The organism is Gemmatimonadaceae bacterium (assembly GCA_020852815.1).
Taxonomy (GTDB): Bacteria; Gemmatimonadota; Gemmatimonadetes; order Gemmatimonadales; family Gemmatimonadaceae; genus SCN-70-22.
Genome location: JADZAN010000046.1, coordinates 39721 through 63774 on the forward strand (window position 1 = coordinate 39721; position 24054 = coordinate 63774).

The window sequence follows — 24054 nt, forward strand, 5'->3', positions numbered from 1 at the left end:
CAGGCGAGGTTCCCGTCGCGCCCACGCGCAACGCCCCCCGAGCCGCCGGAGGACTGCCCGGTCCTGTGGCGCGCTTGGCGACTCCCTGACATTGTTGACGCACACAAGCCGATAGATGACGCCGGGCGGGGCGCGCATCATCTCTGCACGACCTCTCCGCCCAGGAGACCTAACGATGGCGTCGAGCGTTCCACCCCGCCCCGGCCACCGCACGCTGCGCGATCCCGTCTACGCGGAACGGCTGCGCTCCCTCGCGCTCCTCATCGGCAACACCCCGCTCCTCGCCGTCGACTTCACCTTTGGCGGCGAGTCGCGCACGGTATACGCCAAGCTCGAGTCGATGAACATGACGGGGAGCGTGAAGGACCGCATGGCGCTCCACATCCTCCGCACGGCCGCCGAGGAGGGGACGCTCACGCCGGCGTCGCTGATCGTCGAAGCCACCAGCGGCAACACCGGCATCTCGTTCTCCGCACTGGGACGCGCGCTGGGGCATCCGGTCGCGATCTACATGCCGGACTGGATGAGCAGCGAGCGCATCAACCTCATTCGCTCGTTCGGTGCCGACGTGCGGCTCGTGTCCCGCGCCGACGGCGGCTTCCTGGGTTCCATCGCGCTGGCCGAGGGGCACGCGGCGCGCACACCGGGCGCCTTCCTCCCGCGCCAGTTCGCCAACCAGGCCAACTGCGCGGCGCACGAACTCACCACCGGCCCCGAGCTGTGGTGGCAACTGGCGCCGCACGGCCTCGCTCCCGACGCCTTCGTTGCCGGCGTCGGCACCGGCGGGACGATCATGGGAACGGGACGCTACCTGCGCTCCAACGATCGCTCGGTGGCGCTCTACCCGGTGGAACCGGAGAACTCACCCACGCTCTCCACCGGGCACAAGGTCGGGCATCATCGCATCCAGGGGATCTCCGACGAGTTCATCCCGTCCATCGTCGACCTCGACTACCTCGACGATCCCATTGCCATCGACGATGGCGACGCGATCATCATGGCGCAGAAGCTGGCGCAGGACGTGGGGCTCGCCGTGGGGATCTCGTCAGGTGCAAACCTCCTGGCCTGCATCGTGGCGCAGGAGCGGCTGGGGCGCGACGCCGTCGTCTGCACCGTCTTCTCCGACAGCAACAAGAAGTACCTGTCGACGGACCTCATGCGCGAAGAGCCGGTGCGCGCCGACCACCTCTCGCGGCATGTGAAGGTGCATGGCTTCCGCGTGATCCCGCGCGCCTGCGCGCTGTGCAATCACGGCTCCGACGCGCTCATCGAGCCGGACGAGTCCACACCCGCTTCGTCGGAAGCGCCTCCCGATCAATGATCGCCCCGCGCGCCACGACGGTGTCGAGGCGCCGGATGTTCCTGATGTCGGCCAGCGGGTCGGCGCCCAGCACCAGGAGGTCTGCCGACTTGCCGCGCTCCAGCGTCCCGTACTCCGCGAGCGCCTTGCTGGCCAGCGCGCCATTGCGCGTGGCGGCGACGAGCGCTTCCATGGGCGTCATCCCCAGCTCCACCAGCCCCTCGATCGCGGCGATCGAGCCGCTCCCCGGATCCTGCCACGCCGGCTTGGGGTCGCGCCGGAACTCGGGGGCCAGCCCCAGGTAGTTGTCGGTGGCGATCGTCGTCACGCACCCCGCCTTGATGAGCTTCTGCGCGTTGGCGCGCCGGATGGCCATGCCGCGATCGCCCTGGTCGCGCCGCTTCTCGGCCTCGGTGAGGTCGCGCTGCGCGGTGCCCCGGGCGCGCGCCGAGTCGACGCGTGCCTGACGAGTGGAGTCGTCGCGCCGCCGCTTGGTCTCGTATTCCATCCACGGCGCGCCGGTCATCGTGTTCACGAGCATGGCACAGACGACCTTGCGATCGACGAACTCGCGCACGACCTCGTCGGACATCGGGACGTCGAGCACCTCCGGGTGCTGCACGAGATCGACGCCGGCGCGCAGCGAGATCAACAGCCCCTCCGGCGTGGTGGAGTGCGTCTCGGCCACGAGGGCGCGCTTGTGCACTTCGTCCACGATGGCGCGCTGTGCCCGCTCGCTGAAGCCGATGAAGACGGGAAAGCCGAAGTGCGACGTTCCGCCGAACTTGAGGAAGTCGACGCCCTTGTCGAGATAGCGGTTGATCGCGGCGCGCAGCGAGTCGGGCTCGAGGTTCACGAGCTCCTCGCCGGCCCCCTGCGCGATGGCGTCGTTCATCTGCTCCTGGAAGAGCGACAGATTCTCCTGTGGCCGCCCGGTGAAGGAGAACGAGAAGGGACCGCCCCAGCCAACGATGTTCCCCGCCACATACATGCGCGGCCCGGGCACCTCGCCGCGCCGGATTGCATCGCGCGCGGCAATGAGCGGCGCCAGCATCCCGTACGAGTCGCGCACCGTCGTCACGCCAACCTTGAGGTGCGCCTGCGCCGCCTCGATCGCCACGTCGGTGAAACGATCCTGGTAGCGTGCGAAGTTCTCCAGCCCGCTGTAGATGGAAGCGTGGATGTTGGCGTCCACGAAGCCCGGGGTGATCCACCTGCCCGCGACATCGATGACGCGCGCCCCGCGAGGAATGGGCGTCGTGGCGCGCGCGCCCACCGCGTCGAGACGCGCGCCGCGCACCACCACCACGCCATCGACGATCGGCGCGCGCCCCGTGCCATCGATGACCGTGGCCCCGACGAAGGCAAGCAGCGTATCGGGGCGAGCCGGCCGCCCTCCGCTCCCCTGCGCGCCTAACGCCGAGCCGGCGAGCGACAGGAATGGCGTCACCACGAGCATGCGGCGGAGCGCGCGAGGTGCGAGAATCGCGCGAGGTGCGAGAATCGCGCGAAGCGCGCGAAGCGCGCGAAGCCCAGGAAGCGCGCGAAAACGGGCGAAAGACGAGCGTCGATTCATGAGGCACAGTGCGGAAGGATCGCGAGAACATGCCCCCCACGAATCCCGTCCACAACCCGCGCCCTTGACAGGAAAGAGACAGCAGCGGCAATTGCCACACGCTGCCCCGCACTCACGCTGCCCCGCACTCACGCTGCCCCGCACACGCGCAAAGCCGCCGCGCCGACGCCCATAGAACTCCCGTCTCCCGTCTCCCGTCTCCCGTCCCCGTCCCCGTCCCCGCCCCACGTGCCCCTCTCTCCCGAGCAGTCCGCCGCCACCGCCGCCGTTACCCTCGACGAGCCCTGGTCCCTCATCGAGCGCTTCACGACGCTCAAGCGCGAGCACCCGGACGACGTGAACACCGCGGCCGAGGAGATCGTTGCACGCCTAACGCGACTCGGCGTTCCGGTCGAGGTGCACCGCCCCTCGCTCTTCCTCTCCCTCCCGGGAACGGCCAATGTCGCCGTGGGGGCGCAACGCTTTCGCGCCAAGCCGATGGCGATGTCGGTCCCTTATCCCGAGGGCGTCACCGCCCCGCTGGCCTACGTGCCGGCACGCTACGCCCGCAACGCCGACGAGATGTTCACCAAGGGCTTCGTGAGCGACGCCGAGGTGGACCTGCGCGGCAAGATCGTACTCAGCGAAGGGTTCGGAATGCCCGGCAAGGTGTCGTACTTCCAGGAACGCGGCGCCATCGGGATGATAGCCGTGAACCCCGGACACAATCCGCACTGGGGGATCTGCACCACGGTGTGGGGGACGCCCGACCTGCGTGACCTCCCGCGCAAGCCACGCATGGCCGTCGTCGCGGTGAACAACCCCGATGGACAGGCGCTCATCGAGATGGCCAAGGCCGGCGCCAGCGTCACGCTCACCAGCAACGTCACCGAAGGGTGGTGGGAATCGCCCATCCCCGTCGTCACGATCCCCGGAACCGAGGAGCCGGAGAGCTTCGTCCTCCTGCACGGGCACTACGACTCGTGGGACTACGGAATCGGCGACAACGCGGTCGGCGACGCCACGCTCCTCGAGATCGCCCGCGTCCTGTGGGCACAGCGCACCTCGCTCAAGCGCAGCGTGAAGATCGCCTGGTGGCCCGGCCACTCCACGGGACGCTACGCCGGGAGCACCTGGTTCGCCGATCACTTCGCCCTCGAGCTCTACGAACACTGCATTGCACAGGTGAACTGCGACTCCCCCGGATGCCGCTGGGCCACCGAGTACAAGGACATCTCGTGGATGGACGAGACCGAGGCGTTCTGCCAGGGAATCATTCGCGATGTCACGGGCCAGGAGTCGCAGGGCGAGCGTCCGCACCAGGCGGGAGACTACTCATTCAACAACATCGGGATCTCGTCGTTCTTCATGCTCCTCTCGACGATGAAGGATTCGCATCGCGAGGAGCTGGGCTACTACGCCGTCGGCGGGTGCGGCGCCAACATCGCCTGGCACACCGAGGAAGACCTCATCCACATCGCCGACCGCGAGATCCTGCTCAAGGACATCAGGATCTACCTGGCATCGGTGATGGGGGTCGCCAACGCGACCATCGCCCCGTTCAACTTTCGCAAGACGCTGGCGACGTTTTCCGGTACGCTGGACAAGTACCAGGCGCCGGTGATCGGGATCCACGACTTCGCGCGTGCCCGCGCCGCCATTGCCGCGCTCGACGCCTCGCTCGAGACGTTAGGCACGTTCGCGTGCAAGGCCGCGGCGGGGCGCGTCACGGACCCCGGCGTGCGCAAGGTGAATCGCGCCCTGCGGCGACTGGCACGCCTCCTGGTCCCCGTGAACTACACGCGCGGCCCCGCCTTCTTCCACGATCCCGCGGAGACGACGCCGGCACTCCCCGACCTCTCGCCGGCGCTCACCGCCCCCTCGATGTCGCCGTGGGAGCAGGGCTTCCTGCGCACGCAGCTCCTGCGCGGTGAGAACCGCCTCGTGGCCGCATTGCGCGACGCGCGTCGCGAGGTGGAGGAGGCAATGGCGTGACCCTCGCCCCTACGCACGGCGTGCAGCGTCACGCGCGACCCGGCGTGCCGGCGTTGCGCCGCGCGGGCGCGACGCGACGCCTGGGCGCAATGGCCGCACTCGCGCTCCTGGGGGCGTGCGGCGGGGGCGCGGCGAGTGACCGGGACAGTGGCGCCAGCGGGTCGAGCGTCGCCAGCAGCGGCGGGACGCTTCGCATCCCGATCATCAACGACCCGATCCTCGATCCCGTCATCGCGCCGGACATCGGGTCGGTGATGGTCAACAAGGTCCTCTTTCCCGGGCTGGTACGCCCCGACGAGGAGCTGCGCCCCGCCCCCGACCTCGCGCTGAGCTGGACCACGAGCGACGACGGCCTAACGACGACATTCAAGCTTCGCCCCGGCGTCACCTGGCACGACGGCAAGCCGTTCACCGCCGACGACGTCAAGTTCACCTTCGACCAGATCCTCGACCTGTCGTCGGGGTCACGGCTGCGGTCGGACTTCGCGGCGCTCGCCGGCGTCGAGGTTCTCGACTCGCTCACCGTCACCTTTCGCTTCAAGGCGCCGTTCGCGCCGTTCCTCACCCTGCTTGGCTACAACGCCGGGATCCTCCCCAAACACCTGCTGCAGGGGCGGCCGCTGAGCGCATCGACCGACTTCAACCGGCGCCACCCGGTGGGGACCGGACCGTTCAAGGTCGCGAGTATCGCCCCCGGCGCCTCGATCACGATGGTACGCAACCCGACGTACTACGGTGACACCCCGCGGCTCGATCGCATCGTCTTCAAGGTCGTGCCCGACCTCAACGCGCAGGTGGCGCAGCTGCGCGCCGGGGAACTCGACATCATCACGCTGGAGCCGGCCAACCTCGCCAGCGTCCAGGGCGTGCGCGGCGTCGACGTCCTGCAGGTCCCGGTCGTGCAGCACTACTACGTTGGCTTCAACGTGGCCCGGGCGCGCTTTCGCTCGCCGCAGCTGCGCCGAGCGCTGGCGATGTCGGTGAACCGCGACGCGATCATCAAGGGGGTGCTGCGCGGCTATGGCGACCTGGCGCGCGGGACAATCCCCGTCGCGCTCAAGGACTACTTCAGCGACTCGGTCGCCCCGCTCCCGTTCAATCCCGATTCGGCGACGGCGCTCTTTGCAGCTGCCGGCTGGCGCCGCGGCGCCGACGGGATGCTGCGCGACGCGTCGGGTGCCCCGTTCGCCTTCGAGTTGCTCCTGGACAAGGGGAACCCGACGCGCGAGCAGACCGCGCTCGCCGTGCAGCAGGACCTGCGCAAGGCGGGGATCGACGTCACGCTGCGCACCATGGAGTTTGCCGCGCTCGTGCGCGATCGCATCCTCCCCGGCACCTTCGACGCCATCCTCACCTGGTGGACGACGCCGCCCGACCCCGACCAGTACGCCTTCTATTACACGGGGCAGGACAACAACAACGTCCACTGGTCCAACCGCCGCGCCGACTCGCTCCTCGCGCTCGGGCGCTCCACGCTCGACACCGCGGCTCGGCGCGCGGTCTACCGCGCCTTCCAGTCGCTGGAGACCGTCGACCCGCCAGTCCTCGTCCTGTTCTATCCGCGCGAGATCCAGGCGGTCTCGTCGCGGCTGCAAGGGCTCCCGACGCTCGGCATTCGCGATGCGCTCCGCCACAGCGAGCGCTTCGCGATGCGCGCCCAGTAACCCGGGGCAATGGTCGCCTTCCTCCTGCGACGCCTCGCACACGCGCTCCTCGTCCTGTTCGTCGTCGCCACGGTGACGTTCGGCATCGTGCACGCCGCACCTGGCGGCCCCTCGCTCCTCGCCGACCCCAAACTGAGCGTTGCAGAGCGCGCCGCCATCGCGGCGCGACTGGGCGTCGACCGACCGCTCCCCGAGCAGTACCTGCGCTGGCTGGGCGCGCTCGCCCGCGGTGATCTGGGCAATTCGTTCCTCTACGAAACGAGTACGCTCTCCACCATTGGCGACCGTCTCCCCACCACGCTTCTCCTGGCCGGCGCGGCGCTCCTGGTCACGGTGCTCGTGGCGGTCCCGGTCGGGGCGGCGAGCGCGGCGCGCCCCGGGGGGTGGATCGACCGCGTGGGGAGCGTCTTCGCCATCAGCGCCATCTCCATCCCCGTCTTCTGGCTGGGGATCGTTGGGATCCTCCTCTTCGCCGTCCACTGGGGCCTCCTCCCGGCGGGCGGCGCCGAGACGGTTGGCGGCGACGGGTCGCTCGCCGATCGCCTGCAGCACCTGGTCCTCCCCACGCTCGTGCTGTCGGCGGCCGGCACGGCGGAGTTGATGCGCTACACGCGCGCCAGCGCCCGGCGCCAGCTCGCGCGACCGTTCGTGCGCACCGCGCGCGCCAAGGGCGTGGGCGAGCGCGCGGTGCGCTGGCGCCACGCGATGCGCAACGCCCTCATCCCGGTGGTCACGGTGCTGGGTTTGCAGCTGCCGAGGCTGGTCGGCGGGGCCGCCATCACCGAGACCGTCTTTGCCTGGCCCGGCATGGGACGGTTGGGGATCGAGGCGGCGCTGGCACGCGACTATCCGCTGGTCATGGCCATCACGCTCGTCGTCTCCGGCGGGGTCCTCCTCGCCTCGCTCCTCGTCGACCTCGCCTATCTCGTGCTCGACCCCCGCATCCGCCTGGAGGCATAGCGGTGCGCCGACCCCTTGCCGGCACCGCGCCATGACTCCGCGCCGACGCGTGCAGCTGACGGTGGTGGTCATCGCCCTGCTCGTCCTCGCGGCGCTGGCGGGGCCGCTCGTGTACCGCACAGACCCCGATGCGCTCGACTTCGGCGGTGCGGCTGCCCCTCCCGGCGCCGGCCATCCGCTGGGAACCGACGAGAGCGGGCGCGACGTGCTGGCGCGCCTCCTCGTGGGCGCACGCGTCTCGCTCGCCGCCGGTGCGGCGGCGATGCTCCTCTCGGTCGCGCTCGGAACGCTGGTCGGCTCGTGTGCCGCCATGTCCGGCCCGCGGACCGACAGCGTCCTCATGCGCTTCACCGACGCCGCGCTGGCCATTCCCGCCATCTTCGTCGTGATCACCGTGCTCACCTTCGTGGGGCCATCGGTCCCCACGCTGGTGATCGCCATCGGCGTCACGTCGTGGATGGGGCTCGCGCGCCTGGTGCGCGGCGAACTGCTCGCGCTCAAGCACCAGGACTTCGTGGAAGCCGCCGTGGCGCTGGGCGAGCGCCCCGTGCGCCGCTTCGTGCGCCACCTCCTCCCGCACCTGTGGCCCACCATCCTGGTGAACGCCACGTTAGGCATGGGAAGCGCGCTGCTCACCGAGTCGGCGCTTTCCTTCCTTGGGCTCGGCGTGCAGCCGCCAGCCGCCAGCTGGGGGAACATGCTCAGCAGTGCCCAGACCTCGATGTTCAGCGCCCCCTGGCTCGCCGTGATCCCGGGATTGCTCATCCTCCTCGCGGTGGCCTCCATCAACGTCCTGGGCGACGCGCTGCGCGACGCCCTCCACGCCGGCGAGTGAGCCGGAGCGACCGGCCAATCATGACGTCGAGTTTTCCCCTGCCGCACCCTTCCCTGCTGCTCGCGCTCGCCTTCCCCCTCGTGGCGCGCGCCCAGGCCGCGCCGCCGCCAGCCGCAACGCGCTCGGCGCCGCCCTTCGTCATCGAGGAAGCTACCATTGCCGACGTCCACGCCGCCATGCAGCGCGGCGCCCTCACCTGCCGCGACCTCGTGGCCGGCTACCTGCGGCGCATCGAGGCGTACGACCGCAACGGCCCCGGCATCAACGCCCTCATCGTCGTCAACCCGCAGGCGCTCGCCACCGCCGACTCGCTCGACCGGCGCTATCAGCGCAACGGGTTCGTGGGGGCGCTGCACTGCATTCCCGTCATCGTGAAGGACAACTTCGAGACGGTCGACCTCCCCACCAGCGCCGGGACGCTCGCCCTCAAGGGGTGGCAGCCCACGCGCGATGCCTTCCAGGTGCAACGCATCCGCGCCGCCGGCGCCATCGTCCTCGCCAAGGCCAACATGGCGGAGCTGGCCTTCTCCCCTAACGAGACCGTCTCCTCGATCCTGGCCGGCTACACGCGCAATCCCTACTCGCTCGATCGCGTCACCGCCGGCTCCAGCGGCGGGACGGCGGCCGCCGTGGCGGCGTCGTTCGGCACCGTGGGACTGGGGAGCGACACCGGCAACTCGATCCGCGGCCCCTCCGCGCACCAGGCGCTCGTCGGGATCCGCTCGACCATGGGGCTCACCTCGCGCACCGGCGTCGTCCCCCTCTTCGACTCGCAGGATATTGCCGGCCCCATGGCGCGCACTGTCGCCGACGCCGCCGCCGTCTTCCAGGTGGTCGCCGGGGAGGATCCGCTCGACCCCGTCACCGCCGCCGCACGCGCTCGTGTCATCCCTCGTTATGCAGACTCGCTCCGCGCCGATGGGCTGCGCGGCGCGCGCATCGGCGTCCTCCACGCCGCCTACGATACCCCAACGCTCGACAGCGAGGTGCAGGCGGTCTTCCAGCGCGCCCTCGCCGACCTCGCACGACTCGGCGCCACCATCGTCGACCCGGTCGCCATTCCCGCCCTCGACTCCATCCGCCGGCTGCAATCCGGCGCCTGCTCGCCCTTCCGGTACGACTTCGACCGCTACATGGCGCGCGTTGCCGACTCGCACCCCCCGGTGAGCACCGTCGACGAGATCCTCAAGTCGGGGCGCTACCACCCCTCCATCCAGGCGCGCCTCGAGGCCGCGGTGCGCGTCACCGAGTCGCCGGCCGAAAGCCCGGGGTGCCAGGCGCGCGAGCGGTATCGCGAGGCGCTGCGTCTCGCCCTGCGACAGCTCATGGACTCGCTCAAGCTCGACGCCGTCGCCTACCCCACGTGGAGCAACCCGCCCCGCCTCATCGGCGACCTCAACACACCGGGGGGCGACAACTCGCAGGTCTTCTCTCCCGCCACCGGCTTCCCCGCCATCACCGTCCCCATGGGCTACACCCGCGCCACCCTCCCCGCCGGGCTGCAGCTCCTCGCCCGCCCGTTTGCGGAAGGGACGCTCTTCCGCCTGGCGTTCGCCTACGAGCAGGGCACGCACCATCGCCACCCTCCCGCCACCGTCCCCCCGCTTCGATAGCCCCCACGTCGCACTGGGCGCTCCCCACTTCGGAGTCGCGCTCGCCGGCACATATTTCGGCGCATGTCCATCGTCCCGATTCACGGTCACGACGCGCTTCGCGCGCGCCTTTCCGATGCGCTGGCCAAGGGGCTTCTCCCCCAGAGCCTCCTCCTGCACGGAGCCGGCGGGATCGGGAAGCAGCGCCTGGCCCTCTGGCTCGCGCAGACGCTGCTGTGCGAAGGGGCCATCTCGCCATGCGGACAGTGCCGGCACTGCCGCTACGTCCTCGACCTCACGCACCCCGACCTGATCTGGGTCTTCCCGCGCCCGAAGCTCAAGGACGCCGACCCGTCGCTCGCCGACATCAGGCAGGACCTCAGCGAGGGCGTGCAGGAGCGGGCGGCGGCAGACGGGCTCTATGCACCGCCGCCGGGAAGCGACGCCATCTTCGTCGCCACGTCGCGGCTCCTGGTCCAGATGGCCGCCGTCACCCCCGCCATGGCTCGGCGCAAGGTCATCATCGTCGGCGAGGCCGACCGCATGTCGCCGCCACAGGAGAACGCCGAGGCGCCCGCGGCCAACGCCTTCCTCAAGCTCCTTGAAGAGCCGCCGGCGGATACCAACATCATCCTCACCTCCAGCGCGCCGGGGGCCCTCCTTCCGACCATTCGATCGCGCGTTGTCGCGGTCCGCGTCGCTCCCCTCGCCGATTCGGCCATTCGGCAGTGGCTCGCCGAGCCACCGGTCAAGGAGGCGCTGGACAAGGCGAAGCTCCCCGCCAACGTCGATGAACGCGTCCGTCTGGCCGGCGGCGCTCCCGGGCGACTCCTCGCCGCCCAGGAGACCAGCGCCGCCAGCGAGGCCGCGCGGCGGATCCTGGAGGTAGCCGCCAGCGGCGACAAGAGCCGCGCCTTCAAGCTGGCGCTTGCCCAGGGGAGCGCCGGCGCCCGCGGCACCTTCACCGACATCCTCGAAGCGCTGAGCGTCGCCCTGCACGACCGCGCCCGCCAAGCCGTCCAGCGCGCCGACGAACGCACCGCCCGCAACGCTGCCCGCGCCATGTCGCTGGTGGAAGAGTCGAAGCTGATGGCCGGCGGCAACGTGAACCCGCAGCTCATCACCACCACCCTGCTCGCCGACCTGACCCGCATCCTGAACGCCTAACGCCAGCCCCACAGCTCTCCCCCCCCTCACCCGCGCCCAATCTCGTCTTCTCGTCCCCAGCCTTCGCTGGGGCAGGCCTCTCGTCCTCTCGTCTTCTCATGAAGAGTCTGACTCACATCGACACCGCCGGCGCCGCCCGAATGGTCGACATCTCCGCCAAGCCGCCGACGCTCCGAATGGCCCGCGCCCGCGGCGCGATCACGATGCGCCCCGAAACGCTGACCGCCATCCGCGAGAACCAGATCGCCAAGGGTGATGTGCTCGCCGTGGCGCGGATCGCCGGGATCATGGGGGCCAAGAGGACCTCCGAACTGGTTCCGCTCTGCCACCCGATCGCCTTGTCCGACATCCAGTTACAGCTATCACTTGACGAAGAACTTCCGGGCGTGTGGGTCGAGGCGACCGCGAAAACGAGCGGTTCCACCGGCGTCGAGATGGAGGCGATCGTGGCCGTAAGTGTGAGCTTGGTCACGCTTTACGACATGGCCAAGGGGGTGGATAAGGGGATGGTGATCGGTCAGATTTCCCTCATCGAAAAGCGCGGCGGGAAGAGCGGGGACTGGGTAAGGACTTAAGGCCCCCGCCGCTTTCATCAGGCGCCGGTCATCCGACTGCTCGTGGGGTTTAGGACAAACCGGCTGACGATAGAGGACGGCATACATGCAGGATCTCAGCAAGTCGTACGTGCACCGCGGCGACGCGGAGCGACGAAAGCGGAGAGTCCGAGGGGCGATCATGCTGGTGGGAGTCATCACCGCCGGCACCATGGCCGCCCGGAATTGGGAGCCCGCTGAAGCCACCGCGACCCCGCTCCGGCGCACCCTGGCCGATCGCGCCGAGGTCCAGCGACTCCAGCGCCAGATCGAGGAGGCGCGCGGGGACCTGCGACTCGCCACGGCCCAGCTCGAGCGCTGGAACCGCATCTTCCATTACTCGCACAAGTTCCGGATTCCGGCCGACATGGCCGGCGCCGTGTACGATGCCGCCATTGCCGAGCGCATCGACCCCGAACTCGCCTTCCCGCTGGTCAAGCTGGAGAGCGACTTCAAGGAGTCGGCGCTGAGTGAAGTGGGGGCCATCGGCCTCACGCAGCTCATGCTGGCGACGGCCAAGTACTACGACCCGACGCTCACGCGCGCGCGCCTGCACGATCGGAACACCAACCTTCACATCGGCTTCCGCTATCTCCGCGACCTGATCCGGGAGCAGCGGGGCGACATCCAGATGGCGCTCCTGGCCTACAACCGCGGCCCGGCGGCGGTCGAGGTGGCGAAGGAACTCGACCTGGACGCGTCCAACGGCTACGACCGCATCGTCCTGAAGGGATACCGCGGCAAGGGGATTCTCGACTGACAGAACTCGGTAGCCGTAGCGCCACGACTATCGGGCGGTCGTCCCCTGTTTGGGGGCGGCCGCCCTCTTCTTGGCCGTGGCGCTCGACTTGGCCCGGGACGACTTCGCCGCGGCCGACTTGCGAGCGGTCGACTTCTTCGCAGAGGCCTTAGTCGACTTCTTCGCCGCCGACTTCTTCGCAGTCGACTTCCCGGCCGACGCCCTGCGGGCCGTCGCGCTGCGCCCCTTTGACGAGCGCGAGGCGACGGCGCTCCGTGCGGCACGCGACGACCCCGCCCGCACCGCGCCACCCTTCACGATGATAGTCTGCCCGGGGTAGATCACCGCCCGCTTGAGGCGATTGAGGCGAACCAGCGACGAGACGCTGGTCCTGTATCGCTTGGCAATCGCCCCCAGCGACTCGCCGCGACGCACGACATGGGTCACGCGCCCGCCGACTGAGGCACCGCCCGGCCCGTAGCGCTCGATCGACGGATCGGGGACGTCGAACGCCCCCTGCACCACCAGCGCCGTGGGGACCAGCAGCGTCTGTCCGGCGACCAGCCGCCCCTTTCGCGTCGCGATCTTCCGGTTGAACCATTGGAGGTGACGCACCTGCGCGTCGTGGTCGCGGGCGATGGATGCCAGCGACTCCCCCTTCTTCGTGGTGACGCGGGCGAAGGCGACCCGTTCGTTGGACGGCAGCTTCGCGAACGCCGAGTCGAAGGAGGTTCCGGAACCTGCCGGAATGCGCACGGCGACCTGTGCGTCGGGAGGCGTTACCCCGCGCAGCAGGTGCGGGTTGAGCGTCTGCACCTCGCGCACGGTCACGCCAATCGCCTTGGCGACCGCGGCGACCGGCGTGAGCGATGGTACCATGACCGAGTCGTACGCATAACGCGGGACCGAGTCCAGTCGGATGCCGTACTTCTCCGGCGTCTTGCCTATGAGCGCCGCGGCGATGAGCTGCGGGACGTAGTTCTTCGTCTCTGCCCGGAGGTAGTCCTGCTCGGCGAGGGCAAAGAAGCAGTCTTCGCCCTCGATGGCCGTCAGCTCGTCGTCGAACTTCTTGAGCCCGCGCGAGACGCGCCCCGGGCCACCGTTGTACGCCGCCGCGGCCAGGTAGAGTGAGCCGAACTGCCCGCGCAGGTCGCGGATGAAACGCGCCGCCGCATCGGTCGACTTCATCGGGTCGCGACGCTCATCGACCCACCAGTCGACGCGGAGCCCTACCCCGCGCGCCGTGGACGACATGAACTGCCACATCCCCACGGCCGCGGCGCGCGAATAGGCGTGCGGGTCGTAGCCGCTCTCGACCAACCCCAGGAAGTACATGTCCTCGGGGATTCCCGCAGCGCGGAACTTCTCGCGAATCATCGGCTCGTACTGCTTGCCGCGCTGCAGCCGCTCCACGAAGCGCCCGCGCGCGTTGCCAAGGAAGAGCTCCATGTAGTGCGCCACCTTCTCCTGCGTGGCGTACGCATCGACCTCGATGTCCCACGCCGGCTCGCTTCCCGTGTTGGAGATGGAGTCGACATCGATGATGCGCGAAGACACCAGCCCGCTCACCACCGAGTCGGGGACGTCGAAGACCGAGCTGACATTCCTGATCGCCGCGCGAAGCGTTGCGTTGACGGAATCGGGGACGGCGAGCGAGTCAGCCTTCGCATCGCGCGACGACACCGGCAACGTCGCAGCACTGTCGCTCACCGCCACGGGCGTTCCCCTATCGGGGAGCGGCGCGTTAGGGGGAGGAGTGGGACGGATGGCCGGTGCGCACCCGGCCAGCAGCGAGAACGTCATCGCCGCGAGGCATTGCTGGAGACGCACGACGTCACGCGTAGTCGCGCGACGCAGATGACACGCGAGAGCGGCGTGCGTCAGGCGGTTGATGGTGAATAGCGGAATGCCGACCTCCAACGGGAGGTGTGGGACGAGGCGGAACGGCGAGAGGATGCGTGTGCAACGCGACGGTTCTGTGGCGACCCGCGGCGCGGGCCCAACGTCGCTCGCCCTGAAAGGGCGCTGCAATCTCGCACGCGGTCCGGAGCTTGGGAACCTCGTACCCGGGTGACGTTCATCTGTTGCGTCCCCACGCATGAGGGCTCGCTCATGCGAGCGCGCTCGTGCGCCTGGCGTCGAGAAGATGCGCTCGTGCCGAGTGCCGGGCGAGTGTGCCTGACGAGTGCCGTGAGAACGCCTGACGAGTGCCTAGCGAGTGGCGATCGCGTTTCCGAGGAGTCGATTCGTCGCCTGCAACGTCGCGATCACCGCGCCGCGCAGCGGATCGTCACCCGCCAGGTGGCAGCCCAGGAGGCGACGCTCCTTCGCGCGGTCGCCGCTCCCCAGATCGCCAGCCAGGCAGTGCACGCTGACAATCACGACGTTGGCGTCGAACGCCCGCATCTGCTTGACCCCCAGCAGCTCGAACCGGAGCGTCCCCCGCGAGAACTCCTCGATGGCCCGCAGCGTCGCCTCGGCGGCGAGGCGGATGTCTCCCAGTGGGGCCGAGATCCCCTCGGCGCGCCCCACCACCGCGTCGCCCGACTGGTACTCGAGTTCCACCTCGGCCACGCAGCGCGCGTTGGGGGTGCGCTCGAACGAGAAGCGCGTGAAGCGCAGGCGCTCGCGTCGCGCGGCGCTCGTGGAGGCGCGGTCGTCCAGCGCGCCAACGACGAGGGAGATGTTCAGGTCATCCACGGGAAGTCGCATGTGTCCCGGCCGACTGGAGGTGTGAGGTCGCTTGCTTGAAAGGGGAGTCCCCTGTCACACGACTGTCCCCCATGAGAGGCAACACACCGGGTGCCGCACCGACTGCGACGCCCGCCGAGTCCGGCGTAGCGGGCGCAGCGGGCGCCGGGGGCGCCTTGAGACGCCGACGCTCCACACACCGATTGCCCGCGGCCGCCGGGAAGTGGATCTTCGTCCCATGCCTTCGTCACGCCGGTTGGTCCAGCCCGCCACCGCCCGCCCGCGGGGCCTCGCCCGTAGCCTTTTGCTCGCCGTTGTGGCAGCCTCGACGCTGCACGTCGCTGGCGCCAGAGCCCAGGCGCCGTCGGCAACACACGCGCTGCAGCGACGCATCCAGGCACGGGTCGCCGAGCTACCCGGCGTCACGGCGGCGGTCTACTACCGACACCTCGGAACCGGGGAGACCGTCAGCTGGAACGCCGACACGGTCTTTCACGCGGCGAGCACGATGAAGGTCCCGGTGATGATCGAGTACTTTCGCGCCATCGACCAGGGGCGCCTGGTGCCCAACCAGCGCGTGACGCTCGTGAACCGCTTTGCCTCGATTGTCGACGGATCGCCCTACACGCTGGATGCTGGCGACGACTCGGACAGTTCGCTGTACCAGTCAGTGGGGCGCGAGGTCCCCGTGCGCGAGCTGGTCGAGCGGATGATCACGCGCTCCAGCAACCTGGCCACGAACGTCGTCATCTCACTGGTCGGGGCGCCGCAGGCGCAGGCAACGGCGCGCGCCCTGGGGGCGTCCACCATCAACGTGCGACGCGGGGTGGAGGACAACCTCGCCTTTCGCGCGGGGCTCAACAACACGACCACCGCGCGCGACCTGGGGGCGTTGTTCGAGGCGCTGGCGCGCGGGACGGCCGCGTCGCCGGCGTCGACCGCCGAGATGCTGGCCATCCTCGAGCGGCAGGAGTTCAACGAGGAGATTCCCGCCGGGCTCCCGGCCGGCACGCGCGTGGCGCACAAGACGGGCTGGATTACGGCCACCATGCACGACGCGGCGCTCGTCTTCCCGGCCAGGGGCTCGCCCTTCGTGCTGGTCATCCTCACGCGCGGCCTGCCTGACGAGAAGACGGGACAGCGCCTCATCCAGGACATTGCGCGCGCCGTGTGGGAGCACGCCACCGCGCCGGGCGGGGGTCGTTAGGCGCCGGCGCTACGAGTGGTTGCAGAACCGGGCGCCGCGCCGTTGCGGGCACCGTGCGCCGGCGTTGCGGCTACCGGTTCTCGAACCGCCTCTAGCCGACGAACATCCCCGCCACCGCCCGGTTCACCTTGAGCCGGGCCGCCCCCTACGCTCCCTCCCTGGGGAGTTGGCCAAAGACGAGGCGGAACGACGAGCCCTTCCCCAGCTCGCTCTCCACGGCAAGGGAGCCGCCCAGCATCTCGGCCAGGCTGCGACAGATCGCCAACCCCAGCCCCGTCCCGCCAAAGCGACGCGACGTGCTGCTGTCGGCCTGCTCGAAGGGGAGAAAGATCGACTCCAGGCGCGTGCGCTGGATGCCGATCCCCGTGTCGTGCACGCCGATGGCGGTCACCACCCCGGCGGCATCGGTCTCGACGCGCACGAGCACCGCGCCGCGCTCCGTGAACTTGATCGCGTTCCCCACCAGGTTGATCAGGATCTGCCGGACCTTGGCCACGTCCGTCAGCATCAACGGGACGTGGTTCGGCCCTTCGTAGCGCAGCACCACCGGCTTGCCGGCCGCCTGCCCCTCGAGCTGCGAGAGCGTCTCGTGCGCGAGCGCCACGAGATCCGCTTCCTCCACATCGAGCACCATGCGCCCCGCCTCGATCTTCGAGATGTCGAGGATGTCGTTGATCAGCGAAAGCAGGTGCTTCCCGTTGGCGAGGATGCGCTCGATCAGGTCCAGTTCCGAGCGCGACAGCCGTCCCGCGCGGTTCTTGAGCAGGACGGAGGAGAAGCCGATCACCGAATTGAGTGGCGTTCGCAGCTCGTGCGACATGTTGGCCAGGAAGCGCGACTTGGTGACGCTGGCCTCCTCGGCGCGGCGCAGCGCCTCTTGCAGCTCGGCCGTGCGCGCCGCCACGCGCGCGTCCAGCTCGCGCAGCACGCCGTTGAGCTGCGTGTTGAGCGTCTGCCGTTCGCAGGCCGTGCGTTCCACCTCTTCGTACGAGGCACGCAGGCGTTCGCCGAGGATCCCCATGGCCGATATCACCTCGCGAATCTCGATCGGGGTGTTGGCCGGGACCTCGGGCGGCGAGCGATCCACACGCACGTCGAAATCGCGCAGCCAGTCATGCACGCTCCGCAGCGGACGCCGGATGTTGCGGATCAGCAGGAAGGAGAAGAAGACCCCCAGCAGCAACGAGAAGCCCGCCGCGCGCAGCGCCGCGAGGTGTCCCGCGCGCGACTCGGCCAGGACCGAGGCCATCGGGCGCTCGACGACCACCTGCCACCCATCCGCCAGCCGCAACCGGGCGACCAGCCAGTCCGGTGTCGTGAGGACTTCGCCCGTGCTTCCGCTGGTGGGCACGGCGCCCCAGCGTGCGCGCATTGCCCGCGCATCGAGCGTGTCGAGCGGCTGGATGGGAATGTCGCCCGCCGACGCGGCCACGACCCCAGCCGGGTCGACGATGACGTAGGCGGCGCCGGAGTGCTTTCCTCGTTGGACCAGCGCGCCGGAGAGCGTGAGGTTGAGCGACGCCTGCACCACGCCGCGCACCTTCCCCGACCGGTCGCGGATCGCGCGCCCGAAGGCCACGATCACGTGGTTGCCAATACTCCGCTGCCGATAGACCGTGCTCGTCACCGTCGAGCTGTCGCGAATGGCGCGCTGGAAGTAGTCGCGATAGGCAAACGACTGGCCCACGAACGACGTGGTGCCGTTCGCGCCCGGCTCGACAGGTTCCACTGCGCGGAGAACTCCCTCGGCGTCGAAGAGGGCGGCCGTGCGGAACTCGGGAAACTCCTTGTGCAGGAGGCGCAGCGCGTCGCGATTGATGTCGGCGTCGAGCGGTCTCTCGGCGTTGATCAGGCGCGACGCGAGCGTGACGGCAGCGCGACGCGGCTCGAGGTAGCGATCGAGTCGATCGGAGACTTCGCGCGCGACGTCGTTCAGCTCACCCGACGCGGTGATGAGCAGGGCGCGCCGCGTCGTCCACGCATCCCACGCCGTCACCGTCGCGATCGGAACGATTGCGACGACGAGGAAACCGATCAGGATGCGCCGGGAGAGCGATCGAAGCACGGTCCGCGAAATGGTGGTCGGCGCCGCGGGGTGGGGGGAGGCGCCTGACCAGAGTTTCGACAGAGATTAGAGGAACTTGACCGTGCCGTGCAGCATTGCTCATGACCCGGCCGGGTCTCGAACCCGGGACCTACGGATTAAAAGTCCGTTGCTCTACCAACTGAGCTACCGGGTCGTGCTCGACGACTGCGATCATGTTTCGTCGCTGTCGCGCGCTGAATGTATCGCCGCGCCATTCGGGATTGTACCGACCCGCGCGGGGGGGTGGGGGGGCGCGGTGGCGCGCTTGGTGAGGAGAGTTGGCTACGGCGCATTGGGTGTCAACGCACGAGGGCCCCGGCGCTGCCGGGGCCCTCGTGGTCCATCGATGTGACGCGTCTACTCCTGCCTACTCCTGCCTACGCGATAGTTGCCTTCTCTGCGGAGGCGGCAGGGCATTCCGCGTGTTGCTTACTGCACCGAGGCGGTGGTCGCCTCGCCGCCCTTCGTCTCCACGACGAAGACGACGCGACGGTTGGCCTGCGCACCGGGCATGTCGCGCTCGGCGCCCTGCACCACCTGGCGGACTTCACCCAGGCCGATCGTGCGCATCGAGATGCCCTGCACACCCGCCTGCGTCAGGTACGACGCCACCGACTCCGCGCGGCGCTTCGAGAGCGCCTCGTTGTAGCGCGGCGAGCCCGCCGGATCGGCGAAGCCCTCGACGGTGACGAGCGCGCCGCCGTAGTACTTGTTCACGACCTGGACAAAGCGATCGAGCTGCGGGCGGTCTTCATCGCGAACCGACGCGTCGTCGAACGCGAAGGTGACGGGGAAGGCGAACTTCATCCCGTTCTCCATCGCCGTGATCTTGGCGCCGAACTCGGTGCGGAGCGCCGTGAGGTCACGACGCAGCGCGGCAACGTCGGTCTTGAGGGTGGCAACTTCGGACTTCACCGACGTGATGTCACCGGACAGCGCGCTGTCTCCCTGGGCGCGGGCCACGCGCTCCGCGGACAGGCCGGTCTCCACGGTGTTGCGGACGTATCCCTTGGTGGCGCAGGCGCTCAGGGCCATCGCCGCGAGCGCTGCTGCGGACAGCTTGCGAATACCGCTCATGATGTACTCCTCAGGTAGGCTGAGTTTTCGGTTGGATGTGCCGCGCTGCCCATCAGGTGGGCCGGCCGCGAGGGCAGCGTTCAGGCGAGGGGTAGTATAGCAGCGGCAGGGATTTCCGCGTGTGACTGCTATCACACCCTAACCAACGACTAATCCAGCGGGAGGTTCAGCCGCCCAATCAGGTAGCGGTGCCCGGTATTTGGGGCTTCCATAGCCACTCGCCCCCGTCGACCACGAGGATTGCTCCTGTGATCCACGACCCGGCATTCGAAGCAAGGAACGCCACCGCGTTCGCGATGTCGGCGGGCTCGCCCCAGCGACCCAGCGGGATCGTCTTCGCGGCGTAGTCGCCCATCGCGCGCTGCACGGCGAAGACGTCGGCTGCGCCGCTCCCGCCAGGCGGCGTGAAGGCCTTGCGCACGCCCTCGGTTGGGATGGGCCCGGGGGCAATCGCGTTCACGCGGATGTTGTGGCGCGCCCACTCCACGGCCAGCGTCCGCGTCAGCGCGTCGATGCCCGCCTTGGCGGCGGTGGCGTGCGCCATCAGCGGCCAGCCGCGGTAGTGCAGCGTCATGGAGATGTTGATGACGTTGCCGCCACCGGCACGCTGCATGTAGGGGAAGACCGCTTGCGTGCAGAAGAAGGTCCCGGACAGGTCGATGTCGAGCACGGCGCGCCACGCATTGGGCGACATCTGGTCCGAGGGGACGTAGAAGTTCCCCGCGGCGTTGTTCACGAGGAGGTCGATGCGGCCGTGGGTGTCGGCGATGCGCGCCATGGTCGCCTTCACCGCCTCTGGGTCGCGCACGTCCAGCGGCGCGGTGTGCACGCCCCCCGTCCCGCCGGCGTCGCGCAGCCGCATGGCCGCCGCCTCGAGCCGCTCCGCGTTGCGGCTGGCGATCACGACCGTCGCACCTAACGAGTGGAGGAGCGAGGCGATGCCGAAGCCGATCCCGCTCCCGCCGCCCGTGATGACGGCGACGGAACCGGCGTACAGGTCGGGACGAAAGACCGAGGTCATGATGGCGGCGCGATGAGGGTGTGGATGGGGGCCTGGGGCGGCGCCCCCGCGTCCCCCACGAACAACGACAGCTGCTTCACGCAAAACGACCGCCTGTGATGCGGCGTCGCCCCCAGCGCATCCAGCGCCCACAAGTGCGCCGGCGTCCCGTAGCCGACGTTCTGCTCCCAACCGAACCCCGGATAGCGCACCGCCAGGCGCGCCATCAGCCGGTCGCGCGTCACCTTGGCCACGATCGACGCGCAGGCCACCGCGTAGCACTTCCCATCGCCTCCCACCACCGCGGTGTGCGCCACCCCCAGCGTGCGGATCGGCTTCCCGTCGAGAATCACGTGGTGCGGCGTGACCCCCGCCCTCGCCAGGCGCGCCAGCGCCCGGCGCATCGCCAGCGCCGTCGCCTGGTAGATGTTGATGCGGTCGATCTCGCGCGGCGACGCGGCCCCCAGCGCCACTCCGGTGGCGCGCCGAAGGATCTCGCTTGCCAACACCTCCCGCTCCGCTGGGCGCAGCTTCTTCGAGTCGTCCACCCCGGCGATGCGCCGTCCGGCTGAGGGCATGACGACGGCGCACGCGACAACGGGGCCCGCCAGGGGGCCCCGTCCGACCTCATCGATCCCGGCGATCAGCTCGCCGTATGTCTCCCGGGCATCGCGCTCGACGCGCGACCAGCGTGCCGTACGCCGGTGCGATCGGCGAGCCGGCATGCGCCCGCGTCCAGCCCCTTACGCCTTGCCGCCCTCGGCGCCCGGCACCGCCACGCGCGCCTTCTTCTCCTTGATGCGCGTCGCCTTGCCGGCCAGGTGGCGGAGATAGTAGAGCTTCGCGCGGCGCACGCGCCCGCGACGCACCACAGTGATCTCCGAGAGCATCGGCGAGTGCACCGGGAAGATGCGCTCGACGCCCACGCCGTTCGAAACCTTGCGCACCGTGAACGTTGCGCTCACGCCGCTGCCGCGGCGGGCAATGCACACGCCCTCGAACGCCTGCAGGCGCTCCTTGTCGCCTTCCTTCACGCGCACGTTGACGCGCACCGTGTCGCCGGCACGAAACGGCGGCACTTCGCGGAGCCACTCCTTCTGGGTTTCGATGAACGGATGCATATGACGCTATGACGCTCGGGTCGGTGGGGCTGCGCCCGGTCTGGGTCGGTTTTCGGGAGACCCGTAACGTAAACGGGGAGCGTGCCTTCCGCTACCCTTCCCTACTCCACCGTCCCCCAGATCGCCGCAACGCTGGGCGCGGCGGCCGTGTGGAACGTGACCGAGAAGGCGCGAGGGTTCTCGCGCAGTTCCTCGGCCAGCAGCGACGCCTGCGCGTCCCGCGCCACCGAGACCGTCCCTCGCAGCTGGATGTACGGCGTGCGCAGCGTCAGGTCCGAGAACAGCGTAGCCAGCACCGCGCCCACGTCCCCTCCCCCCTGCCGGCGAAGGAACGCCGCGCTGAAAGTCTCACCCGTTGGGTTGTAGATGGTGGCCAGGTACTCGAAACGGTCATCGTCCCTGACCACGATGCGCACGGTCCCCCATGCCGACGACGAGCGGGCGCTTGGCGAGACCGACGGACGCTCGTCAACGGCGCTTACGCGCGACGTGAAGACCCGGCGCTCGCGCGAGACCGGATGCCCCCCGATCTCGGACGCCGCCAACGCTGCCCCTCCCTGCGTGGCCATGGTGGCGCAGGCAGGGCAGAACGCAGCGATGGTGAGTGCGAGGGCGAGGGTGCGACGCACGCGGCAGGGGCGGGGGGATGGGGAACGGGGAGGCCTTTCCAGCAGACGCCACAGTATGCACACAGCAGGCCAACGCGTCCAGCATGAAAAACGCTCTGCGATCTACCGAGATTCCCTACGGCGAGTTTCGCTCGCCTCCCGGCAGTTGGAGTCCCGAGGCCTGCGCCTCGCCTTTCTCCCGCTCCGCGCACGCGCCCCGCGCACGCGCCAATGCCTCGTCACGCGCCGCGGTGAGTCGCTCTCCCTCGGCCCGGCGCCAACGCGCGATCTCGCCGTGATTGCCCGAGAGGAGGACCTCGGGGACCGTGAGTCCGCGGAAGTCCGGCGGGCGTGTGTAACTCGGCGCACTGATCATCCGTGTCTCGTGGAACGAATCGGTGCGCGCGCTCTCGTGATCCGACATCGCCCCGGGGAGGAGCCGCACCACGGCATCGACGATCGCGAGCGCCGCCGGCTCCCCGCCGCTCAGGACGAAGTCGCCGAGCGAGAGTTCTTCGGTAGCCAGGTGCTCGGCCACGCGCTGGTCCACGTCCTTGTAGTGCCCACAGAGGAGCGTTAGCTCGTCACCCGCGGCGAAGCGCGCCGCGTCCTGCTGAGCGAACGTTCGCCCGCGCGGCGAGAGGAGGACGATCGGCGCCCGGCAGCCTAACGACTCCACCGCCTCGAAGAACGGCCCCGGCTTCATCACCATCCCGGCGCCACCGCCGTACGGATAGTCGTCCACCGTGCGGTGGCGGTCGTGCGTGTAGTCGCGCAGGTCCACCAGGCGATACTCGACGCTCCCCGCGGCCGCCGCCTTGGCCGGGATGGACAGTTCGAGCGGGATGCGGAAGAAGTCGGGGAAGATCGTGACGATCGTTATGCGGAGCGGGCTCACTCGAACAGCCCCTCCGGCGCGTCGACGACGAGCACGCCGCGCTCCACGTCCACGCCGGCGATGAACTCCTCGCGATACGGCATCAGGACGGTGTCGGTCGCGCCGGTGCGCCGGATCTCCAGCAGGAGCCCATGCGCCAACTCGAAAAAGCCGGAGACCGTGCCGATCGTGCTGCCGTCCGTGCGCTGCACCTCCAGTCCAACGAGCTGGTGCAGGTAGACCTCGTCGTCCTGGAGCGGCTCGAGTTCCTCCATGGGGACCAGGAGGTAGCGCTCGCGCCACAGCTCCGCCTCGGTCCGGTCGGTGATCTCCTCGAAGGTGACGAGGAGGCCGTCCTTGAAGGGGCGCGCGTCGTCCACGTGCAACGCCTTCCCGTTCGGCGCCAGGTCGCCGGCGGTCGTGCCGGCTAAAAGACGTGCGCCGGGCGCGAAGATCGCGTCCGGCGCATCCGTCATCACTTCGACCACCAGCTCCCCGCGCACCCCGTGGGCGCGGCGCACACGTCCAACGATGGCGTGCGTGGCGCTCCCGCGGGACGACGAGGACATGGCCCCTTACTCGGCGCCCTTCTCGCCCTCGGCCAGCGGGACGGCGGCGGCCTGCAGCTTCGTGGCCAGGCGCGCCTCGTGGCGAGCCTTCAGGATCCCTGCACGACGGAGGATCGAGCGCACCGTGTCGCTCGGCTGCGCGCCGACGTCGAGCCAGTAGTTGGCGCGATCCTGCTTGAGCTCCACCGCCCCCTCGGACTTGCGGGGCTGGTAGGTCCCGATGATCTCGATGAAGCGCCCTTCGCGCGGGGAGCGCGAGTCGGCGACGACGATGCGGTACATCGGGCTCTTCTTGCGTCCTTCGCGGCGGAGTCGAATGCGAACCATGTCAAACCTCGGTTGGTGCGTGGATCCTGCTACCCTGAGCTCCTCGCGACTCGCGGCATTTCCGGAGCGCGCCCAGGCCAATCTTGAGAAG

22 protein-coding genes and 1 tRNA gene are annotated in these 24054 nt (G+C 69.5%); 10 read left to right on the plus strand and 13 right to left on the minus strand.

What is annotated here, in order from left to right; all coding sequences use genetic code 11:
• The first annotated feature begins 175 nt into the window (after positions 1–175).
• A complete protein-coding gene (locus tag IT359_20125) occupies positions 176–1321 on the plus strand; it encodes a cysteine synthase family protein (GenBank protein MCC6931307.1) in 1146 nt (381 codons plus the stop codon).
• Here IT359_20125 and IT359_20130 read toward each other — a convergent pair.
• Positions 1266–2759 carry an amidohydrolase family protein gene (locus IT359_20130; GenBank protein MCC6931308.1) on the minus strand — a complete coding sequence of 498 codons (1494 nt, stop codon included), beginning with the start codon at positions 2757–2759 and terminating at the stop codon, positions 1266–1268. The two genes, IT359_20125 and IT359_20130, sit on opposite strands and share 56 nt — an antisense overlap.
• A gap of 345 nt (positions 2760–3104) precedes the next feature.
• Between IT359_20130 and IT359_20135 the strand changes: the two genes are divergently transcribed.
• The 8 genes from IT359_20135 to IT359_20170 all read left to right on the plus strand — a co-directional run bounded on the left by IT359_20135 (position 3105) and on the right by IT359_20170 (position 12421).
• The gene (locus IT359_20135; protein ID MCC6931309.1) at positions 3105–4850 is read left to right on the plus strand and encodes a M28 family peptidase; all 1746 of its coding nucleotides are present in this window, start codon (positions 3105–3107) and stop codon (positions 4848–4850) included.
• The gene (locus IT359_20140) at positions 4847–6514 is read left to right on the plus strand and encodes a hypothetical protein (GenBank protein MCC6931310.1); all 1668 of its coding nucleotides are present in this window, start codon (positions 4847–4849) and stop codon (positions 6512–6514) included. The genes IT359_20135 and IT359_20140 overlap by 4 nt, the downstream gene beginning before the upstream one ends.
• Before the next feature lie 9 nt (positions 6515–6523).
• Positions 6524–7474, plus strand: coding sequence for an ABC transporter permease (locus IT359_20145; protein MCC6931311.1), 951 nt, complete (start codon positions 6524–6526; stop codon positions 7472–7474).
• A gap of 31 nt (positions 7475–7505) precedes the next feature.
• Positions 7506–8309 (plus strand): ABC transporter permease, encoded by an 804-nt coding sequence (locus tag IT359_20150; GenBank protein MCC6931312.1) that lies wholly within the window; start codon positions 7506–7508, stop codon positions 8307–8309.
• A 38-nt stretch (positions 8310–8347) separates the two neighbouring features.
• A complete protein-coding gene (locus IT359_20155) occupies positions 8348–9922 on the plus strand; it encodes an amidase (GenBank protein ID MCC6931313.1) in 1575 nt (524 codons plus the stop codon).
• Positions 9923–9985: 63 nt separating this feature from the next.
• On the plus strand, positions 9986–11068 hold the full coding sequence (locus IT359_20160) for a hypothetical protein (protein MCC6931314.1): 1083 nt from the start codon (positions 9986–9988) through the stop codon (positions 11066–11068).
• Positions 11069–11166: 98 nt separating this feature from the next.
• Positions 11167–11643, plus strand: coding sequence for a cyclic pyranopterin monophosphate synthase MoaC (gene moaC / locus IT359_20165; protein ID MCC6931315.1), 477 nt, complete (start codon positions 11167–11169; stop codon positions 11641–11643).
• Positions 11644–11728: 85 nt separating this feature from the next.
• Positions 11729–12421: a transglycosylase SLT domain-containing protein gene (locus IT359_20170; protein ID MCC6931316.1), complete on the plus strand. Its 693-nt coding sequence runs from the start codon at positions 11729–11731 to the stop codon at positions 12419–12421.
• A gap of 27 nt (positions 12422–12448) precedes the next feature.
• On the opposite strand, the gene IT359_20175 is transcribed toward IT359_20170, so the two are convergent.
• Together IT359_20175 and IT359_20180 are read right to left on the minus strand one after the other, a co-directional pair.
• On the minus strand, positions 12449–14230 hold the full coding sequence (locus tag IT359_20175) for a transglycosylase SLT domain-containing protein (GenBank protein MCC6931317.1): 1782 nt from the start codon (positions 14228–14230) through the stop codon (positions 12449–12451).
• Between the two features lie 381 nt (positions 14231–14611).
• On the minus strand, positions 14612–15112 hold the full coding sequence (locus IT359_20180; protein MCC6931318.1) for a hypothetical protein: 501 nt from the start codon (positions 15110–15112) through the stop codon (positions 14612–14614).
• Between the two features lie 295 nt (positions 15113–15407).
• Here IT359_20180 and IT359_20185 point away from each other — a divergent pair, with 295 nt between their 5' ends.
• Positions 15408–16298 carry a serine hydrolase gene (locus tag IT359_20185; protein MCC6931319.1) on the plus strand — a complete coding sequence of 297 codons (891 nt, stop codon included), beginning with the start codon at positions 15408–15410 and terminating at the stop codon, positions 16296–16298.
• A gap of 145 nt (positions 16299–16443) precedes the next feature.
• On the opposite strand, the gene IT359_20190 is transcribed toward IT359_20185, so the two are convergent.
• The 10 genes from IT359_20190 to rpsP all read right to left on the minus strand — a co-directional run bounded on the left by IT359_20190 (position 16444) and on the right by rpsP (position 23963).
• The gene (locus IT359_20190) at positions 16444–18363 is read right to left on the minus strand and encodes a hypothetical protein (GenBank protein MCC6931320.1); all 1920 of its coding nucleotides are present in this window, start codon (positions 18361–18363) and stop codon (positions 16444–16446) included.
• 102 nt (positions 18364–18465) lie between these two features.
• Positions 18466–18538, minus strand: a tRNA-Lys gene (locus IT359_20195).
• A gap of 275 nt (positions 18539–18813) precedes the next feature.
• A complete protein-coding gene (locus IT359_20200; protein ID MCC6931321.1) occupies positions 18814–19461 on the minus strand; it encodes an OmpA family protein in 648 nt (215 codons plus the stop codon).
• 178 nt (positions 19462–19639) lie between these two features.
• Positions 19640–20482: an SDR family oxidoreductase gene (locus tag IT359_20205; protein MCC6931322.1), complete on the minus strand. Its 843-nt coding sequence runs from the start codon at positions 20480–20482 to the stop codon at positions 19640–19642.
• A complete protein-coding gene (locus IT359_20210) occupies positions 20479–21186 on the minus strand; it encodes a ribonuclease HII (protein ID MCC6931323.1) in 708 nt (235 codons plus the stop codon). Before IT359_20210 ends, IT359_20205 begins: the two co-directional genes overlap by 4 nt.
• 18 nt (positions 21187–21204) lie before the next feature.
• Positions 21205–21582 carry a 50S ribosomal protein L19 gene (gene rplS / locus IT359_20215; protein MCC6931324.1) on the minus strand — a complete coding sequence of 126 codons (378 nt, stop codon included), beginning with the start codon at positions 21580–21582 and terminating at the stop codon, positions 21205–21207.
• A 101-nt stretch (positions 21583–21683) separates the two neighbouring features.
• A complete protein-coding gene (locus IT359_20220; GenBank protein ID MCC6931325.1) occupies positions 21684–22211 on the minus strand; it encodes a hypothetical protein in 528 nt (175 codons plus the stop codon).
• A 115-nt stretch (positions 22212–22326) separates the two neighbouring features.
• Positions 22327–23088: a tRNA (guanosine(37)-N1)-methyltransferase TrmD gene (gene trmD / locus IT359_20225; protein MCC6931326.1), complete on the minus strand. Its 762-nt coding sequence runs from the start codon at positions 23086–23088 to the stop codon at positions 22327–22329.
• Positions 23085–23636, minus strand: a complete 552-nt coding sequence (gene rimM, locus IT359_20230) for a ribosome maturation factor RimM (GenBank protein ID MCC6931327.1) — start codon at positions 23634–23636, stop codon at positions 23085–23087. Before rimM ends, trmD begins: the two co-directional genes overlap by 4 nt.
• A 6-nt stretch (positions 23637–23642) precedes the next feature.
• A complete protein-coding gene (rpsP, locus tag IT359_20235; GenBank protein MCC6931328.1) occupies positions 23643–23963 on the minus strand; it encodes a 30S ribosomal protein S16 in 321 nt (106 codons plus the stop codon).
• Positions 23964–24054 lie beyond the last annotated feature (91 nt).

What these genes read in the sequence shown, in the direction of transcription:
- IT359_20125 (MCC6931307.1), top strand. Translation starts at nt 176, where the DNA reads ATGGCGTCGAGCGTTCCACCCCGCCCCGGCCACCGCACGCTGCGCGAT.
- IT359_20130 (MCC6931308.1), bottom strand. Translation starts at nt 2,759, where the DNA reads ATGCTCGTGGTGACGCCATTCCTGTCGCTCGCCGGCTCGGCGTTAGGC.
- IT359_20145 (MCC6931311.1), top strand. Translation starts at nt 6,524, where the DNA reads ATGGTCGCCTTCCTCCTGCGACGCCTCGCACACGCGCTCCTCGTCCTG.
- IT359_20150 (MCC6931312.1), top strand. Translation starts at nt 7,506, where the DNA reads ATGACTCCGCGCCGACGCGTGCAGCTGACGGTGGTGGTCATCGCCCTG.
- IT359_20160 (MCC6931314.1), top strand. Translation starts at nt 9,986, where the DNA reads ATGTCCATCGTCCCGATTCACGGTCACGACGCGCTTCGCGCGCGCCTT.
- moaC (MCC6931315.1), top strand. Translation starts at nt 11,167, where the DNA reads ATGAAGAGTCTGACTCACATCGACACCGCCGGCGCCGCCCGAATGGTC.
- IT359_20170 (MCC6931316.1), top strand. Translation starts at nt 11,729, where the DNA reads ATGCAGGATCTCAGCAAGTCGTACGTGCACCGCGGCGACGCGGAGCGA.
- IT359_20180 (MCC6931318.1), bottom strand. Translation starts at nt 15,112, where the DNA reads ATGCGACTTCCCGTGGATGACCTGAACATCTCCCTCGTCGTTGGCGCG.
- IT359_20200 (MCC6931321.1), bottom strand. Translation starts at nt 19,461, where the DNA reads ATGAGCGGTATTCGCAAGCTGTCCGCAGCAGCGCTCGCGGCGATGGCC.
- IT359_20205 (MCC6931322.1), bottom strand. Translation starts at nt 20,482, where the DNA reads ATGACCTCGGTCTTTCGTCCCGACCTGTACGCCGGTTCCGTCGCCGTC.
- IT359_20210 (MCC6931323.1), bottom strand. Translation starts at nt 21,186, where the DNA reads ATGCCGGCTCGCCGATCGCACCGGCGTACGGCACGCTGGTCGCGCGTC.
- rplS (MCC6931324.1), bottom strand. Translation starts at nt 21,582, where the DNA reads ATGCATCCGTTCATCGAAACCCAGAAGGAGTGGCTCCGCGAAGTGCCG.
- rimM (MCC6931327.1), bottom strand. Translation starts at nt 23,636, where the DNA reads ATGTCCTCGTCGTCCCGCGGGAGCGCCACGCACGCCATCGTTGGACGT.
- rpsP (MCC6931328.1), bottom strand. Translation starts at nt 23,963, where the DNA reads ATGGTTCGCATTCGACTCCGCCGCGAAGGACGCAAGAAGAGCCCGATG.